At 68.6% G+C, this 16,211-nt stretch carries 10 protein-coding genes; 5 read left to right on the top strand and 5 right to left on the bottom strand.

Annotated features, from left to right (window positions below):
* The first annotated feature begins 255 nt into the window (after window positions 1-255).
* Window positions 256-996 (top strand): DNA-binding protein, encoded by a 741-nt coding sequence (locus tag MKK65_RS10650; RefSeq protein WP_243957581.1) that lies wholly within the window; start codon window positions 256-258, stop codon window positions 994-996.
* 1,119 nt (window positions 997-2,115) lie between these two features.
* Here MKK65_RS10650 and MKK65_RS10645 read toward each other — a convergent pair.
* Window positions 2,116-7,416 (bottom strand): ATP-binding protein, encoded by a 5,301-nt coding sequence (locus MKK65_RS10645; RefSeq protein ID WP_243957579.1) that lies wholly within the window; start codon window positions 7,414-7,416, stop codon window positions 2,116-2,118.
* Window positions 7,417-8,286: 870 nt separating this feature from the next.
* A complete protein-coding gene (locus tag MKK65_RS10640; RefSeq protein WP_243957577.1) occupies window positions 8,287-8,916 on the bottom strand; it encodes a hypothetical protein in 630 nt (209 codons plus the stop codon).
* 304 nt (window positions 8,917-9,220) lie between these two features.
* Between MKK65_RS10640 and MKK65_RS10635 the strand changes: the two genes are divergently transcribed.
* On the top strand, window positions 9,221-10,078 hold the full coding sequence (locus MKK65_RS10635; RefSeq protein ID WP_243957575.1) for a hypothetical protein: 858 nt from the start codon (window positions 9,221-9,223) through the stop codon (window positions 10,076-10,078).
* A 156-nt stretch (window positions 10,079-10,234) separates the two neighbouring features.
* Here MKK65_RS10635 and MKK65_RS10630 read toward each other — a convergent pair whose 3' ends face one another.
* Together MKK65_RS10630 and MKK65_RS10625 are read right to left on the bottom strand one after the other, a co-directional pair.
* On the bottom strand, window positions 10,235-11,803 hold the full coding sequence (locus tag MKK65_RS10630; protein WP_243957574.1) for a tyrosine-type recombinase/integrase: 1,569 nt from the start codon (window positions 11,801-11,803) through the stop codon (window positions 10,235-10,237).
* Window positions 11,804-11,906: 103 nt separating this feature from the next.
* Complete coding sequence (locus tag MKK65_RS10625; protein WP_243957572.1) at window positions 11,907-12,848, bottom strand: hypothetical protein; 942 nt, start codon at window positions 12,846-12,848, stop codon at window positions 11,907-11,909.
* Between the two features lie 759 nt (window positions 12,849-13,607).
* Between MKK65_RS10625 and MKK65_RS10620 the strand changes: the two genes are divergently transcribed.
* The 3 genes from MKK65_RS10620 (at window position 13,608) to MKK65_RS10610 (ending at window position 15,765) form a co-directional block, all read left to right on the top strand.
* Window positions 13,608-14,120: a hypothetical protein gene (locus MKK65_RS10620; RefSeq protein WP_243957570.1), complete on the top strand. Its 513-nt coding sequence runs from the start codon at window positions 13,608-13,610 to the stop codon at window positions 14,118-14,120.
* Between the two features lie 98 nt (window positions 14,121-14,218).
* The gene (locus MKK65_RS10615; RefSeq protein WP_243957568.1) at window positions 14,219-14,518 is read left to right on the top strand and encodes a hypothetical protein; all 300 of its coding nucleotides are present in this window, start codon (window positions 14,219-14,221) and stop codon (window positions 14,516-14,518) included.
* Window positions 14,515-15,765, top strand: coding sequence for a relaxase/mobilization nuclease domain-containing protein (locus tag MKK65_RS10610; RefSeq protein WP_243957566.1), 1,251 nt, complete (start codon window positions 14,515-14,517; stop codon window positions 15,763-15,765). Before MKK65_RS10615 ends, MKK65_RS10610 begins: the two co-directional genes overlap by 4 nt.
* Here the strand turns inward: MKK65_RS10610 and MKK65_RS10605 are convergent.
* Window positions 15,724-16,038, bottom strand: coding sequence for a hypothetical protein (locus MKK65_RS10605; RefSeq protein ID WP_243957564.1), 315 nt, complete (start codon window positions 16,036-16,038; stop codon window positions 15,724-15,726). The two genes, MKK65_RS10610 and MKK65_RS10605, sit on opposite strands and share 42 nt — an antisense overlap.
* Window positions 16,039-16,211 lie beyond the last annotated feature (173 nt).

Raw genomic sequence — 16,211 nt, 5'->3', positions numbered from 1 at the left:
GCGGGCCGCAACGCAGCTCGACGACGGCAATCAAGGGTAGCGGAAGTGGGAAGCAATGCTCGCTTCCCACTTCCTGATGCTGGCCTTCCGGGATCCACCGGGGACGCTCCCGTGCGGGACGGTTGACGGAAAATCGACACGTCGATCGGGTCAGGAAGGAAGCGGAAAGTCACGTCACTTCCCGCTTCCTTCCTCGACGTTGTGGGCGCCTTAAGGCTGCCTCTCTAGCATCCCTCGGGCGCGGGGGATGGTTAGATGCCGACGCATGAGCAGGTCACCGATGCCGCCGAACGGGTCCATGGGACCGGGGAGCGGGTCACCCAGGGACGTGTGCTGGCCGACCTGCGGCTGCACGAGATCGGTTGCTCACAGAGGACGATCGCCGAACCTCTCCGTCTCTGGCTGGCCCGTCATGGGCATCACGCCCGGCCCGCTCGGGAAGTTCTGCCGGATCCCCTACAGGCCGTTCTCGGGGGCTTCGGGGCGCGCGTGTGGGACGCCGCCATCGCCGAGGCGAACGCACGTCTTGACGAGCAGCGGACCCTTTTGGAGCGGGAGCGGGAGGCCGCCGGGCGACTGCTCGACGAGACGCAGATCCGAGCGGAGATTACGAGCCGTGAGAATGAGGAGTTGCACGCCCGCCTAGCCCGAATGACCGGTGAGATCGCCGAGCTGCGCAAGGAGGTTGTCCACCTGCGCAGAACCGAGTTCTGGGACCGGGTGATCCGCGAGATCGTAGAGTTCCTCCCGGAAGGGGAATGGATGACGACGGGCGAGATCGCACGCCGCGTGCCACCGAGCTTGGCCAAGGAGGCGCTTACAAGGGACAAGGAGCTCACGCCGGGCCGCATCCATCGCCAAATGCGGATCCGAGACACCCACGGAAGGTTCTACGAGCTGAACGAGGAAGGCGAGGAGCCGCGTTATCGAAGGCTTCCCGGGTGGACGGGCATGACGCCGCTGCCCCCACCGCGCCGGAAGCAGCGTTCCGGCTGAACCAGGGGCGCGCCTCCTCCCTCATGCCCCTGCACGTTTGCACCCCGAGGTCGTCTCGCTATGCTCGCTTGCATCCGGAGCGGCTCACCGGGGGAAGGTGGTTCGGCAGTGTTGCGGTGGAATGCCGTTGCCGATGGTGCTCCGCCTCGTCGGGGAGCGGGCGGGACCCGGATCGAGGTGGATGACGGAATGGTTTTTCGGAGCCGCCGGCAGGTTCAGGAATGCTTTTGCGCCAGTCCGCGACAAGCCCGCCAAAAGCATTCCTACAAGCCGAAAACGGTCCCGCAGGTTTCCCGCAGGTTTTGCTTCACCCGAATGGACGGGATCGAACCGGGATGTATGAGACCGAACCGGGATCGTTCTAATTCAACGGGTTACAGACAGCTGGTTTCCTAGCCGTAAACAACGCGTAGGGCCGGGTTGCGGGACATCCCGACGGTATCCCGCAGGTTGCGGGACAGGCAACGCCCCTTCCGCCGGGACGGTCCGCGCCGGTCCGGTACCCCCTGGGGGCCGTCGCCGGCCACCGTGCGTTCCGTGGCCGTCGAGCGGCGCGGGATCCCGCGAGCGCGCGGCCCGCGAAACCATTCCGTCCCCGACGGAGCCACCCGTTCGGCGCGAAAGCATTCCATGGCCCCCCGGGGACACCCGGATCGAGCCCGCGCCATCGCCATCATCCATTCCATGGATCGACCGGCCACGCACCGGGCGACGCAAGTGGGCACCCGAAGCATTCCATCGGACCACGGCCTCGGCCCGGCCGGACAGGCGTGCGACACGATCGGGCCATTCCGCCCCCCGCCGTCGTGACGCCAGGTGGGGCCGGCCTCGCGGATCGGGCGCCGGGGTGAACGTCGAGGGCGACATAAGTAGCATCTCGCCCACCACGCGGCACCGATGCCGCGGCCGGGCTTCGTGGCCCCGCCGAACGCCCCGTCGAGGATCGGCATGCCCCACCGGGTGACGCGCTTCCCGGATCGCGCCGCGACGGACGAGTTCGATCCGGTCCACGTCGAACCGAACGGCTTAGCCTCCGCCGCGAGGATCGACCGAGTTCGGCACATGCGGGGCAGCCATCGTTCGCTGCCGGGCTCGTCGTCGCGGAAATCGGCCCAAAGCCTATCGAGGCGTGAACCCGAACCGGATGGCCGCCCGCCCGAGTTCCGCGAACAGTCCGCGCTTGGCCGGGGTGAGCGGGTTCGGAAGCTCCACCACCCGCCACAGCCCCGGGGTCGCGACGTGCGGGACGTAAAGCACGCGGAAGTGCGTGCCCTTGTCCGAGGACGCCTCCAGGGCGGCCCTGACCTCGCTCGACCCCAACTCGAACTCGCACGGATCCCAGGTCGATGCCTTGACCTCGTAGCGCCAGCGGACGCCGCTGGCCCGGACGACCTCGAAGTCATAGCCCAGCCCGTCGTCGCCGCCGTCCCCCAGCAGGCTGACCGCCCGGTTGGGCGAGCGCCACGCGGCCTCGGCCTCTTCGGGCGTCAGCTTGTGCCGTCGGGCGATCCATTCCAGCGCTCTCGTCTCGCCGAGGAGCCCGATGGCAGATCGTTGTGCCTCGGACATCCGGCGCTCGGAGACGACGAGCGGCGCCCGGGACCCGCCCCTGCCCGCGCCGCCGCCCTGGCGGGCCTTGGCGCCCGCCATCTCCTCCAGGGTCACGCGCCCGCAGCGGTCCTCCCAGCCCGCGTCCGCCTGCGCCTCGGCGCGCGCCGTCGCGACGAGCCTGGCCATGTCCGTCTTGGAGCCGGCGTCGTACTCCGTGTCACCGACCGACACGCGTCTCCGCTCCGCCTCGCGCCTGCGCTGCTGCTCCACCCGCCAGTTGCGCGCGTCCTCGACCTGTTTCGCAGCCAGCCCATGGGCATTTCGGTCCAAGGTCACCTGCATGCCCATGGGCCAAAGGTCCGACATGGCGAGGCAACGGACCACGCCATCACCCGAGACGCGCTCGAAATCGAGCGCACCCGCCTCGTCGAGGCGGCGGACCACGTCGACGGGCGATTGTCGCCATAGGTCCGGGACGGTCACCCTCGCCCGGTCGCACCACGCGATGACGAGAGGCGTCGCCTGCCGCACCGCATCCCTGGCGGCCTCATCGTTATGGGCACGCACCAAGGCCAGCGGTTCGAGGTCGACGTTCGGTGGCGTACCGAACTCGCTTTCCATGGCCGCCTCGGCGAAGCCGCGCACCAACGCCTCGTCGACGACGTCCACCGTGGTCATCCAGGTCTCGTCGAACGACAGGAACGGCAGCTTGCGCGCCGCCGCGTAGGCGTCGAGCGGCCCGCCGGCGACGTAGGCGGCGTGATGGTGCCTGCGCAGTCGTTCCACAAGCCCGTTGCGGACCGCGCGGCAAGCGTACTCGAATTGTCCGCGTAGGTCGGCCCGGTTCCTGAGGGGATCCTGTCCCAGGGACGCGAGAGCGGCGTTGAAAGTCGCGAACGCGATGCCGAAGCGCCGGCGCAGCGCGTCGCGGTCCTCGCCCGAGCGGCACGCCGCGGCGAACTCCTCCGGCGGGCCGCCCGGCGCCAGCCCGCGCGCCCGGAGCCAGGAAGCCAGGTCGAACTCGTCCTCTGCCTGTTCCAGCGCCGCGACGAGGTCGAGGGCAGCTTGATGGCCTTCCAGGCAAAAGAGTACGGGAGCGGCCATCTCACGTAGGTGATCGGTCCCGGCCCCGACCTCGCCGAACGCCTGCTCGACCCGTGACGTCGGCCAATCCAGGGCACGGGCGAGAGCCTCGTTCGGCGGGCGCTCGAACGCCGTCCCGGAGAACGCCCCAGCCACGGTCGCGAAGGCGACGCGCAGCGCCCCGTCGGCGCGTCCGTCGACCAAGCGCTCCAGGCCCCGCGCGAGCGGCTTGAGATCCTCCCACGCCAACTCCGCGTTACCGATCACGAGAAGGGTCGGATGCTCCCGGTCGCGAAGGTGCACGATGCGCTCGGGAAGTCGGGCCGGCTCCCCGCCGTCTATGACGACGGCGAGGTCGCGGCAGAAGTGGAGCCTGACCTTGCGCAGGTTCCGGCGGAAGGTCGGCCGGGGCACCTGGACGGCGAGGCCCCGCCCCTCGATGTCGAGCGCGAGGACCGCTAGGTCGACGAGCCAGCCGCGCCCACCCGCCGGCAGGCGTGGGTCCGCCGCCGAGGGGACGAACCGAACCCCGTCGGCCTGCATCGACACCTCGACGGCGGACAGCGGCAGCGCGGCGAACCCGGCCTTCGAGAGGATCTCCGCGACCGCCGCCGGATTGCCTACCCCCTCTAGGATACGTGCACCGCGCTCTTGGAGGATGCGTGCCTCCAGTGAAGCCATGTCCGATGTCACGTATACGCGTTCGGAGCCGGCCGATACGTTCGCGAAGCCATCCCCGGCCCCGACGAGGATGCTGGCCTGGGACGGGAGCGCCCCTCTCCGGGCTACGAGATCGTCCCACGCCGTGGCGTTGGCCGCGCGGATGACGGAGCGGTCCTCCGCCCCCGGGGGGGCGGTCGCCACGACCGACGCGATGGCGCCCAGCCTTCGGGCAGCGGTCGCCCCGTCCCCCCAATCCCCCAAGCCCAAACCTAGGAGACGCTGCCAGATGCCCTCCTCGACCACGCGCTCGCGCATGTCCTCGTGCGGGCGCCGGATGGGCCTCGGGATTTCGCGTATGCGTGCGCGACGCCCCCAAAGCTTCGCCGGCGGCGCGAAGCCGAGGCCCGACCGAGCGGTCGCGGGCATCCAGGACGCTCGACGCAGGAACGACAGGGCGGGCGTCGGCAGGTCGCGGTGGTCGCCCCTGGTCGCGTGGAAGACGGCCACGACGAGCGACTTGGGGTCGGTCCGCCTCAGATATCCCAGTACCAGGCCCGCGTACTCGACCTTGCCCTCGGGGGAGAGCGCGTCATGCTCGACCTGACAGGGCAGGCGGCAGAACCCCAGGCCGTGCGCGGAACGGGAGACGTAATCCGAGTAGGGAAACCTGAAGGTGGTGCCAGCGACGTCTGCCACCCAGTGCGGGTCGACCTTCTGGGCCGAGACACCCATCAAGTGCGATTTCCAGAACACATGGGCCGACCCGCGAGCCTGCGTGGCGTAGGGAATGGCCTGGAGCCCGTCCCGGACGCCGCATGCGATGAGGAACTCGCGCCATGCTCGACGATCGTCGAGGGATTCCGGGAACGGTGTCGCGCCGGGATCCGCAACGAGGGCGCGGGCAAGCATCGAAGCGTCGTTCGACACCTCCTGTAACTCGCCGATGACCGCCTCAAGCCTGCGTCCGTCCTCCGACCAGCAGGCCGATAGCAGCGCGTCGGCGGCCTCGATCCACGCGCCCTCCCGGGTCGGAACGCGCAGGCGACAACCCCTCAAGACCGGTTCGACTTCCTTCCCGAGCGCGGTCCAGACCTCATAGGCCCAGGAGAGGATATCCACGAGGGTATCGGGCTTGGGCTGGACCGCGGCGATGCGGCGGTGGTCCGCGAGGATCCGCACCGGATCCATCTCGGAAGCGAGCCCGGCCTTGACCAGCGCCGCTCGCGTGTCGGGGGCGAGCGCGATGCGCTGGTCGAGATACGCGACGCGCCGGGACAGAGCCCGCGGCGGCATCCGCACGTCGCGGGCCCGGCCGCGCCCGGATCCCCTGTCCCAGAGGTAGACGGGGGTCTCCCGGTCCGTCTGGGTGGCAAGCAGTTTCGGTGTCTTGCCCGAGACGCCGCCGTAGAGGACCTTCCTGCCCGCGAGCTCGCTTAGATCAAGGTCCAAGTCTTCGAAGGTGCCGACGACGGCGTCGAGGAAACGGTCCCACCCCCGCCAAGCGCCGACATGGGACGACCGTCGTTCCGCCACGGCCACGATCCAGCCTGCGACCTCGGCCCCGCGCGGTTCCAGGGGCTCGTTGACCGTGAATGCTCCCCGCACCCCGGCGATCCTGGCGAGCCGCTCATCGCCGAGCCTATTGTCGAGCAGCGGCGCCCCCGCATCGACGGCGACGACGGGCGCGGTGAGCATCGCACGCCGGCCCTTCCAAGCGCGCGCTTTCCGCAGGCTCGCCCAGCCACCGCCCGCGGTCGGGAGCAAGGGCTCGTCCAGGAACGGGCGCCCGCCGTTACCGGCGAGCAGATACCGTGCCTTATCGCGTCGCCAGCAAATCAGGTCGGCGACCGCACGCCGGTCTAGGTCGGGCATGCCCGTCGCGTCCGAGACGAGGAAGCGCGCCGCCGCCAAAGCCACGCCAGCGCAGGCTTGGAGGAGAAACACGTTCAGCGGCACGCCCTCGTGGAAATCCTTGCGGTTGAGGGAGGCGAGGAAGGGGGCATCGACGTGTCCGAGGAGCGGGGCCTCGACCCCGGGCCCGAGCGGGAGGTAGCAATAGACACGGCCGGGACGCGGCTTGGCTCGGTTCAGCGGCACGGCGACGGAGACGATGACCGGGGCCGTAGAACGAAGCCAATCCTGCAGGCGCTCGTCGTCCTTGAGGCTGGCGCGCACTGCGGCCTCGAAGTCGACCCGTGCCACCTCACGCCGGACGACGAGGAAGTCCGCGCCGTTGATGCGTACCTTCTCGATGCGACCGCCGGCCTGATCCGATAAGGTGGAGAAGGGGGTGGCGCGGCGGGTGATCCGCGTCGTAGCTGACTTGCCCTCCTCAATCCTCGCCTCGACGGAAAGGGTGCCGATGCGATCGAGGAACAGGGTCGGCGGAACGTCGGCGTCGCGGAGTTCGGCCAACTGCGCCTCGACGTCAGCCACCGCAACCGCATCGCGCAGTCGAATGCGAACCACGGTGGCGAAGCCTTCTTGCGCGAAGCATACAATCTCGCCGGGCTGGTCGGGCAATGGCACCGAAAGCATCGAGCGGGGCACGTCACGAAGGAAGGCCGCCGCCTGATCCGCCGTGGCCCCGGCGCCACGGAACAGCGCGAGCGCCTCGCCGTCGTCGGCGAAGCGGAAGCAATAGCCGTCGAACCGGTCCCGCCGCCTTCCCTCGCCGATACAGGAGTACACCTCCGGGACATCGGTGAGCGACATGACGCTGCGAAAGCCCAGTCCCTTGTTGCCGATGCCCTCGCCATAGCTCTTGGTGCTCCGCGCCGGGAGACGGACGGCCCGCACGTTGTCGCCGGTGAAACCTCGTCCGCGGTTCGCTACGATGAGCTCTCCCGAGGTGCCGGCAACCGTCCTGCTGAACGTAATGCGGATCTCGTCCTGGCCCTCGCCGCCGAGCGCGTCGTGCGCGTTCTGGATCAACTCGAAGACGGCGCGGTGGCGGTAGTCGGCGGCGATGTGTCGGATGGTGCCTGTCAGGCTCGCGAACACCTCCGGCATCACCAGCGCGTCTCTCGCCGCCTTCCGGCACGCCTCGTCAAGCTGCCGCAGCGGATGTCCCGGATCGGGGACACCGAGGTCAGGGATGTCGTGCAGGCGTTCGTCGAGCATCGCGAACTTTCCGGCGCTCGGACCGCCCGTTGCAAGCGCTTCACGGGTGTCGATCATAGCCACCGCGACGGGCGATGGAAGGCATGCGATCAGAGGTTGCGATGCTGAATCGATGGTCTCGTAGCGAATGCGGCTCGATGGGCTTTGGCTCGTTCCGTCGCCCTCGTGCCGGAGCTTGGCCAAAAACGTCGTGGAAGGGATAAATACGAAACCGGAACTCCGTGTCGCGCCGAGATCGCGATGGGATCGGACGCCTCACGCTCTTAGCGTTAGGGCTCGTTCCCTGGGCCCGATCGGCTCTCTCGCGCGGAAGGAAGCGGCCCCGGGAAGTGAGACGCGACCGCTGCCTGGGGCTGCTTCTCAAAGGCTCGCGGCGGCCTACACGACAGCCCGGGTCGAAGCGCGGATCAGGGCGAGCACGTGATGAACGTTATCCTGAGCTACGACGTGAACTCCTATGGCTTCCGTAAACGGGAGGCGCGAGCCGAGTTCGCGACCGTCCCTCAGGCCGCTGGTTAGCCCGCCGAGGCCCGCATCTGTGACCGTTGAGAGCGTCTGCAGCGCCGACGCTCGTGGCGGACCGGACCGACGAAGCGACCGTGGCGGATGTCGCTTCGGCCTAGGACGCGGTCAAGGACGTGAAGCCGCGGTCCGAGGTTAAACGATTCGTGCTCCGCGGTTTTCATCGGATCGATGGCCGGATCGGCACGACGCGCCCGGACAGGGGGGCCTTTGTTCGAGAACTCGTTCAGAAGGTCCGTAGGTCTTAGCGTCCGTATCGCCATGCTCGTTTCCGCCGTGATCTTGCATCGAAACGGACCTGGGGCAAACCACGTCGACCTGCATTAGACGCCCATCGTCGGTCTTTCCTCACGGAGCCAAAAGGAGCGGTCTTTTGCGGCTCGTGACGAAGAGAAGGTAGATGACACCCGCCGCCGCCGGGAGTGTCGCCGCCAGCAGCATGCCGTCTGAAACGTACAAAATGTATTCGACCACACCTCCGAGCGGCTTACCGGCGTCGTCCATGCGGGACGCCACGGCGTAGCACGGTTGATGCGCACAACCGTGGCGGTGGGCTTCGAGCCGGCTTGACAGGAAACCATCCGCCAGCGGCTTCCGTGCGTCCCAGGCGTGGATGCGGCTGTCGCCGTAGCGCACGCCGAAGACCGCGATTGCGCCGAGGATCGTGAGGGCGAACACGATCGTCGATCCCCACGTCATGAGCATGCTGCGACCGTTGGCAGTCTCGAAGGTCGTGTTCGGCGGCGGCGTGACGGCGTGCCCCTCGGCGCGCGCCGCGCGGACGTACAGTGCGCAAACCCAGATCATGAGGGAGGCGACCACTAGGCTGAGGAGGAGGCCCCAATACCCGCGCGAGACTAGCGCGCCGAGGGGCGGCGGTGCCGTGTCCAGGCCGCCGCGGACGTAGAACGCCCAGCCGATCGCCAACGGCACGAACGCATGTCCCGCCCATGTCCAGAGTTTCGCCAGAGGTTCCATACGACGTCCCGGGGCACCATGGGAGAACCCATCATGGCGACCCAAGGGCCGATCGGGCAAGCGTTCCACGAGGCCCGTGCGGATTGATCCGCCGCGCCCGACGTCCGGTCGGTCGACGAGACTGCAGTTCAATCCAACCTCCGCCACCTTGAAATTCCGCAAATCGTGGAGGTTCGGCAAACGAAATCAATATATAAGTTGCCAGTTTAAAAACACGGCGCTAACGATTGAGCAGTCGATTCGATGGAGGCCTGAAATGTGGGCGACTGTCCGACGTATACTGCTCGTGTCGTCGATCGCGGGCGTGGCGAGCACCGCATTCGCGCAAGCGCCGCCCACGGAGAACGGCATTAAGCCGGACGAGCTGATGGTGGGACCGCTCACGGTTCCGCAAACCGTTCAGGGCATCACCTTCAACATCGTTTCCACGACCTACATCGCGCTCCATACGACCAGCGAGGGCCTGACGTTCCGCGCGCGGGTCAAGGCCGACCTGCGCGACCTTCAATCGAAGATCGGCAGCATCATCGACACGATCGCGCTGCCGACGGACAACTGCAGGAGCTTCAGCGCCAACAATCCCGTCGTCACGATTTGGGGCAAGGAACTAAAGGCCGAGGGGAGCACCGCGACCCTATGGCTGCACGGTCACGTCGACGTGTGGGACTGCCGCGAGAACCCGGTGCCGAACAGCAAGGTCGAGTGGCCGAACGACGGTCCCTTCGGGCTGCCACGCCCCAAGGTGGTGACGTGGCCGGGGTCGCCCATCAAGAACAAGCTCGCCCAGCAGCCGTTCGACATCAGCGAGCCGGTGCAACTGGCGAAGTCCTCGGACACGGCCATCCAGCTGAGGCTGGGAGATCCGGACGTGCATCTCGGCGGCCAGTTCGTGGCCATCACGAACGGCATCCTCAGGATCGCGGGCGTCGACCTGAACTCCAAGGCCAAGGAAGCGCTCCAGGCAGCGATAGACCCGGCGAAGCTTCAGGTCTCCGTTCCTCAGGAATTCCTGCAGCTCAACCCAGTCATCGAGGATGCCACCTTTACCTCGGACGGTGGCGTGCTCGGCGTCCAGTTGATCCTCAACGCGAAGGTTCCCGCCGCGGTGGTCAACGACAGGCTGCAAGCCCTCCTCTCCAGTCTGAAGCCGAAGACGCAGTAGATTTAATAGGATAGCGGCCTGCCATCCTCCTCTGCCGCGTGCGCAAACCCACTCGCACGCCCTGACGAGACATAGACCAGGGTAGCAGGCGAGGGGCCGGGGCGATCGCTCGCCCCAACCCCTGTCCCGAGACCAGAACGTCCTCAGGCGCCTCGACTAGGCGACGATCGCGAGCCGCGCCGGGGATCGCGGGGACACGGGGGCCTCGGTCACGGCGACCCGCGACGCCGCGGTGTCCACGCGGCGGCGGTTCGTACCCTTGCCCCGCACGGCGTCGTCGTTGGCCGGCACCGCCATGACAACCGGCTCCGGCAGCGTCGGGACGAGCGCGAGCAGCGGCATGGCCTTCCGCAGACCACGGGTGTCCCCCAGGACCTCGGCGGCATCCTCCTGCCCCTCCAGGGTCCACTGCCCGTAGACGCGGACCATGGTCTGCACCGCCATGCCGAGGAGGTCGGCCCCCTGGCGCACGTCGACGCCGGCGACGCGCAGCATGGTCGCGGCCGTGTGCCGGAGCGTGTGGGGGACCACGTCGGCGCCCAGTCCGGCATCGTCCATCGTCGACCGCCAGATGCAGGCCGGGCTGCTCGCGTAGGGAGTGCCGTCCACCTTGTGCACGATGCGGTCGATCCCCGCCCCGAGGTCGGCGGCGTGCCACCGCCGCAGGGTCGCGACCGTGCGGTCCGAGATCCGCGAGCTGTACCGCGGCTTGCCCTTGCTGGGGTCGAGCCCGAAGCCCCGTCGGTGGATCAGCCCGCCGTCCAGGTCGAAGCAGCCGCCCTGATCCGTGATCCGCCATCGCAGCTCGCGCATGGCCGTGTTCCGCGTGCCGGTGGTCAGGCCGATGAATACGAACCGACGGAGGGCCCGCCGCGACTGGATGGTCTCGGTCCCGCGCAACACGCGGCGGGTCACGACGTTCCCGTCCTCGTCCGCCACGGTCTCGGTCTTCCAACCGTTGGTCGCATGATCCCAGATCCGGCCGCGGATCGCCCAGTAGATCCGGTCGATCTCGACCGGGCGGAGCCAACGCGTACGGCCGGCGCCCGCCTTCGGGATGTAGACCTCCGGGTGCCAGGCGAGGGCATGTTCGTCGGCGTAAAGGTCGATCGCCTTCTTGAGCTCATAAAGGTCCTCGCGCGCGCTCGCCTCCTTCGCCAGGGGGGCGTCGGGATCGCCCGGCTTGTAGCGGGCGTCCGGCAAGGTGATCCGCCACTCGATGAACTCCTTGCACTTGGCCTCCGTGACGTCCTTGAAGACGAGGTCCCCAAAGAACTTCGTCAGCGTGGCGAGGCGGGTGCTCCGGGCGAGGTAGCTGAGCCGGGCGACCTTGGTCGGCGCGCGGGTGCCGTCCGCCTGCGGGACGTTGATGGGCCGGTCGGCTTCGTGGAGGTGCGCGAGCGCGGCGACCACCGGCACCATCCGCGGCGCGACGATGCCGCGGGCCTTGGCGCCCTTCTGGAGCTTGTACAGGTCCAGCAGGGTGTTCGCGTCCCCCCGGCGGTCGGGTCCGAGCCGGGTCGAGATCTCGACCCGGCCATCGCGGATGTACAGCGTGATGCCGCCGCACTTACCCTTGGACCGTCGCTCGACGAGGTGGGGCTCCATCGGGGCCGGCCCCCGCTTACGCTCGATCTCGGGAATTACCGCCGCCGCGGTCATCAACGCGATGCGGATGTCCTCGGAGGCGCGCGCGAGCGCGCCCACTTGCATCGTCTCTCTCACGATTCTACGGTCCTGCATCCTGTGCCCGCACACGTGCGGGCGTTTCGGGAGGCGGACGCGGGGCGGGTCTTCCGCCAAGTTAACGCGCCCCGTGTCCGCCGTTTTACCGTCCCGCCCCCGCATCGGAGGGCGCGACGGATCTCTTCGCCGCCCGCTGGCGCCGTTTCCTGTCACGGCCATGACGCCGCGCCTCTTCGAGCTTCGCCTCGAACAGGGTCCGGGGCGAGATCGCCGGGGAGGCGGCCGCTCCGGGAGCGGGCCCCCCACCCACCGCGTCGAGCCCCATCCTTCGGATCGCCAGCGGGGTCGTGAAGAACTTCCCCGCCACCCGAGTGATCGCCAGCGTCCCGTCACGACCCGCGGTCCTGAGCGTGGCGACCTTGATCGGGCCGACCGGCCAGAACAGGGCTGCCGCTTCGGGCAAGGTCAGCAGCTCGTCGTCGGCCCATTCCTCCACGCGGGGCCGGTCGGCGATCCGCTGGGGAACCCTGGACGTACCGGTCGGCTGGCTCGCGCAAGGTGAGCCGACTTCGGGCCGGGAGTCCAGGGCCGGCGAAGCCGACGTTGCCTGAGTTACCCGGTCCAATACGCTCGGACCCACGGCATTCCTGATGTTCGAGCAAGGAAAGACACCATTCTCCTTGCCAACTGCTTCCATGGAATGCTCGTAAGTCATTGCCGCATCGGAGGGAATGCTTTGCTGGGACGTGTTTTCGCCCGACGTCAACTCGGTCTCGGTCTCGGCTGCCCTCCTAGGGAGAGCGGCACGAACGCCAGCCATGGCGGGGGTGAAATCGCAAGGATCGTCCATTTTCACCTTGCCCACAAAATCGTCCACAGGTGCGACAATCTGACTTAGGTCGAGGCCGAAAAATCCCTGCCCGGCCGGGTACGGACTGTCCCCGATGACCCCCTCGGCGACGAGTCCCGCCGACGGTCCCGGCCGCTTGCCAGGGAACGCCGAGCCGGCCCCTCGGTCGTCGACACTCCGGGCGGGTGCCGCGTCACAATTCAGGTCGGCGTCCCGGACGGTGGTGTCCTTCACCGGGTCCACGGGCGGGAGCCCTGGGGATGACGCCTTGGGCGGCATCCTTTGGCGGGCATCCGGGATGCCGGCCATGGCTGGCTCACCTTCCCTGATTTGACCTATCGACGCCGGCCGCTCGGCATCCCCCGCACCGGGACGGCTGACATGGGGTTCGCCGACGGCCGGATGAGAGACCCTGCCTCGCCGACCCACCGCCGGCGGGACGCGCTTGGGCGCGGGTTTGGCGGATAGACCGAGGATACGGGCGAGGGTTGCAAGCATTGGCTGGCTCCGTTGCGTGGAAGCCTGATGATTCCCATCGGTTTTCGTCTTCGCCAAATCGTTGTCCCGGCCGGCACGGATCGAAGGTCGCACAGGCCATGGGTGTAATCCCATGCGCGATCCACGATCACGCACCGGGCCGCCGAAAATACCGAATCGGTCGCGGCTTCTGGGCATGCGGCGAGGTCGCGAGCGTATCGGCGTGACATGATTTTGTGTTGCGTCGTGTCCGCTTCGGAGACGCCGTCTAACCCCGTTCGGGGTACGCCAGGCTCGGTCTGTCATTCCTCTTATTTGTCATCCCATTGAAAGCGGTAACTCCCGAGTGCTTCACTGTGCGTCGAACGAGTTCTTTAGCGATTCGTTCGGTGACTTGGCATGCGCGCAATCTTTACTAAACTTTTAGGCTTCCGGACCACGCCGCCCATCATTGAGGTGCCTGTACGAATTGCGCCCGCACCCCAAGGGCCGCCCCGCCTTCCGGCCATGACGAGGATGCTCGATCTTGCGACCGCGACGCGGGACTACGCCCGCTCCATCGACGCGGGAACTTTCGCAGCCACCCGCGATCGGGACCTCGCCCCCTGGTTCGAGGCCATGGGCCCCGAGATATGGGCCTGGCAGTACGCGCGGCGCCTGACCGATCAGGCCGCTTGGCGCGCGCGACCCGGCGCCGACGAACGTCGGGAACGCACGGTGGCGCATCTCGACATGACGAAGGACATCGAGACCTGGGAACGCGCCCTGGCGCGGCTCGACGCGATCGCCGCCAGGGCGCAAGCCCTCGGAGACCGTCGGCCCGACCCTATCGCCCTCCCGTCGGAGGTTCGGGCCGCGATCGAGGAGCGCCGCAGGGCGGCGCTCGAACGGGTGGCGCGTCGACATGCGCGCGAGGGCGGATCGGGCGGGCCAGCACCCGTGCCGGCGGAGGTCCGGCCCGTGCCCCCGCCGCCGGGACCGACCTTAACCGCAGGCTCCCCCCGATCCCTGACGAAGGTGCATCCGTGAACGCGACGATCCCCTTATCCGCGACCCCGCAGGCCCCCGATCTCGACATCGTCGCGGGCGACAGGCGGCCTTCATTGGAGCTTCGGTTCGTAACCAGGATGAGCCGTCCCCTCGGGGACGCCGTCGCGGCGGCGGCCAGGCGCGATGGGCTCACCGCCGGGGCGTGGGTCAGGCGCCTCCTACTGGAGCGCCTCGACCTGCGTTCCGACCTCGACGCTCGAAGCGGGAGACCGATTTATCTCCCCGCCGAGCAGGTCGAGGCGATCTCGACGGCCGTGCGCGAGCTCGCCTCGGTCAACGCGGCCATCGCCACCGCGGACCCGACCGCCGCGAAGGCCGGCCTCGACCGTGTGCGGGCCCTGCTGATCCCAATCCTCATGCGCCAGACCCGCAGATGATCTCGGGCGCCACGCGCGGCCGCGGCTCGGGCGACGCGCTCGCGAAACACCTCCTGAAGGCCGAGAACGACGTCGTCACCGTCATCCCCGCGCGCGGACTCGGTAGCGCCGACCTCGTCGGGCAGCTCCGCGAGCTCGTCGCCCAGTCCGTGGGCGGCCGTACCGATCGCCCGGTGTACCACCTTCATCTCGACCCGGACCCGGGCATCGCCGACGAGGCCGCGGCCCGGGCTCTTTGGTGGAGCTTGTTCGAAAAAGAGTTCGGCCTCGCGGGGCAACCGTACTGCGGGGTGGAACACCAGAAGGCGGGACGGAGGCACGAACATCGCGTGTATTCCCTGGTGCGCCCCTCCGGGGCGGTGGTGGATCTCGCCTGGGATTACCCGCGCAGGGAGAAGTGCTCCCGTATCGTCGAGCAGCGGTTCGGCATGCGGCCGGTCGCCTCGCGGCATGCCCGGTCGATCGAGCGCCGCCTCCGGCAGGAGGGGCGGACCGGGACCGCCGACTGGCTGGCGCGGTCAGGGGCTACGTCGGCGGAGCGGCCGGTCGCCCCGCTGACACCGACCGAGCGACTGCAACAGGAACGCACCGGCGTCCCGTTGAGCGACGTGCGCCGGGCTGCGCTGGCGGCGTGGCGGGCGGGCGAAGACGGAGCGACCTTCATAGCCGCGCTCCGCGCCCGCGGGCTCGATCTACGGCAGGGGCGACGCGGCCCGGTCGTCGTCGACGCGGCCGGGGGTGCCCACCTCGCCGCGCGGGTGATCGGCGCGGCCGCCCGTGAGTTGGAAGGAGAGCGCATCACCGCCGCGACGGTGAGGGCGCGTCTCGCCGGGATGACCTTGGAGGACCTGGAACATGAACGAATCCGAGATCACGCGGCGTCTGGACGCCCAGGACCGCTTGCTGCACGCGATCGTGTCTGCGCTGGCCCCGGAATCGGATGGGTCGGAGGGGACCGGCCTCTCCGATTTGGTGGAGGTGCTGGCCGACATGACGGAGGCCGTGGCGGATGTGACCTCCGCCGTCCGCGCGTTGCGCTCGGACGGCTGCGCTCGCTGCCGCCCGGGCGCCGCATGATCCTGCGCCGCAGGTTGTTCTCCCTGGACCCCTCGGTGGACGCCTACCTCGCGGCCGCGGAGCGGGCGCGCGCGGCCGTGTCGCGCATGGAAGAGGAAAGCCTCTATGAGCGGGACCGCGCGTGGGCGTTATGGGGGCGCACCGACATCTGGGGCATCCCGCTTCTGTAGCGCCCGGTCACCCTTGCGCACCTTCAGGCCGAGAGGGCCGTTCCAGCCGGGCAGCCGAGTGTAGTCGTCGTTGCCGACGATCTCGAAATATCGGAGGCGGCCCGCCCGGAACTCGACCTTCTTCCGAAGCGTCGCCTCGTCCAGGCGTTCCTTGACGAAACGGCCGATGCGGATCGTCCCTGCCGAGAGCTTCGACAGGATCCAACCCGCGGACCGCGAGCCCTCGGGGGGAAGCAGCTCGTAGGCTTCCTGCAGTCTCAGGGGCGGGCTCAAACAGGCGTTCGGACTATTGAGCCAGTCTAAGGCTCAGGCGGCTCAACGAGGTCGATGAACCATCGCATGCCAGGCGTGGCTCGCCGACGTGTATGGTGCCGTTCGAGGCCCATCCGCTGCGATCAGGGACGTCCGGCCGCCCCCGTAGATCTTCGCCTCCCAGCGTTCGAGGT

Origin of the sequence: Methylobacterium sp. J-001 (assembly GCF_022829565.1) — a bacterium.
Classification (GTDB): Bacteria; Pseudomonadota; Alphaproteobacteria; order Rhizobiales; family Beijerinckiaceae; genus Methylobacterium.
Note: the sequence above shows the minus strand (reverse complement) of the source record. Positions and strands in the feature narration are given on the sequence as shown.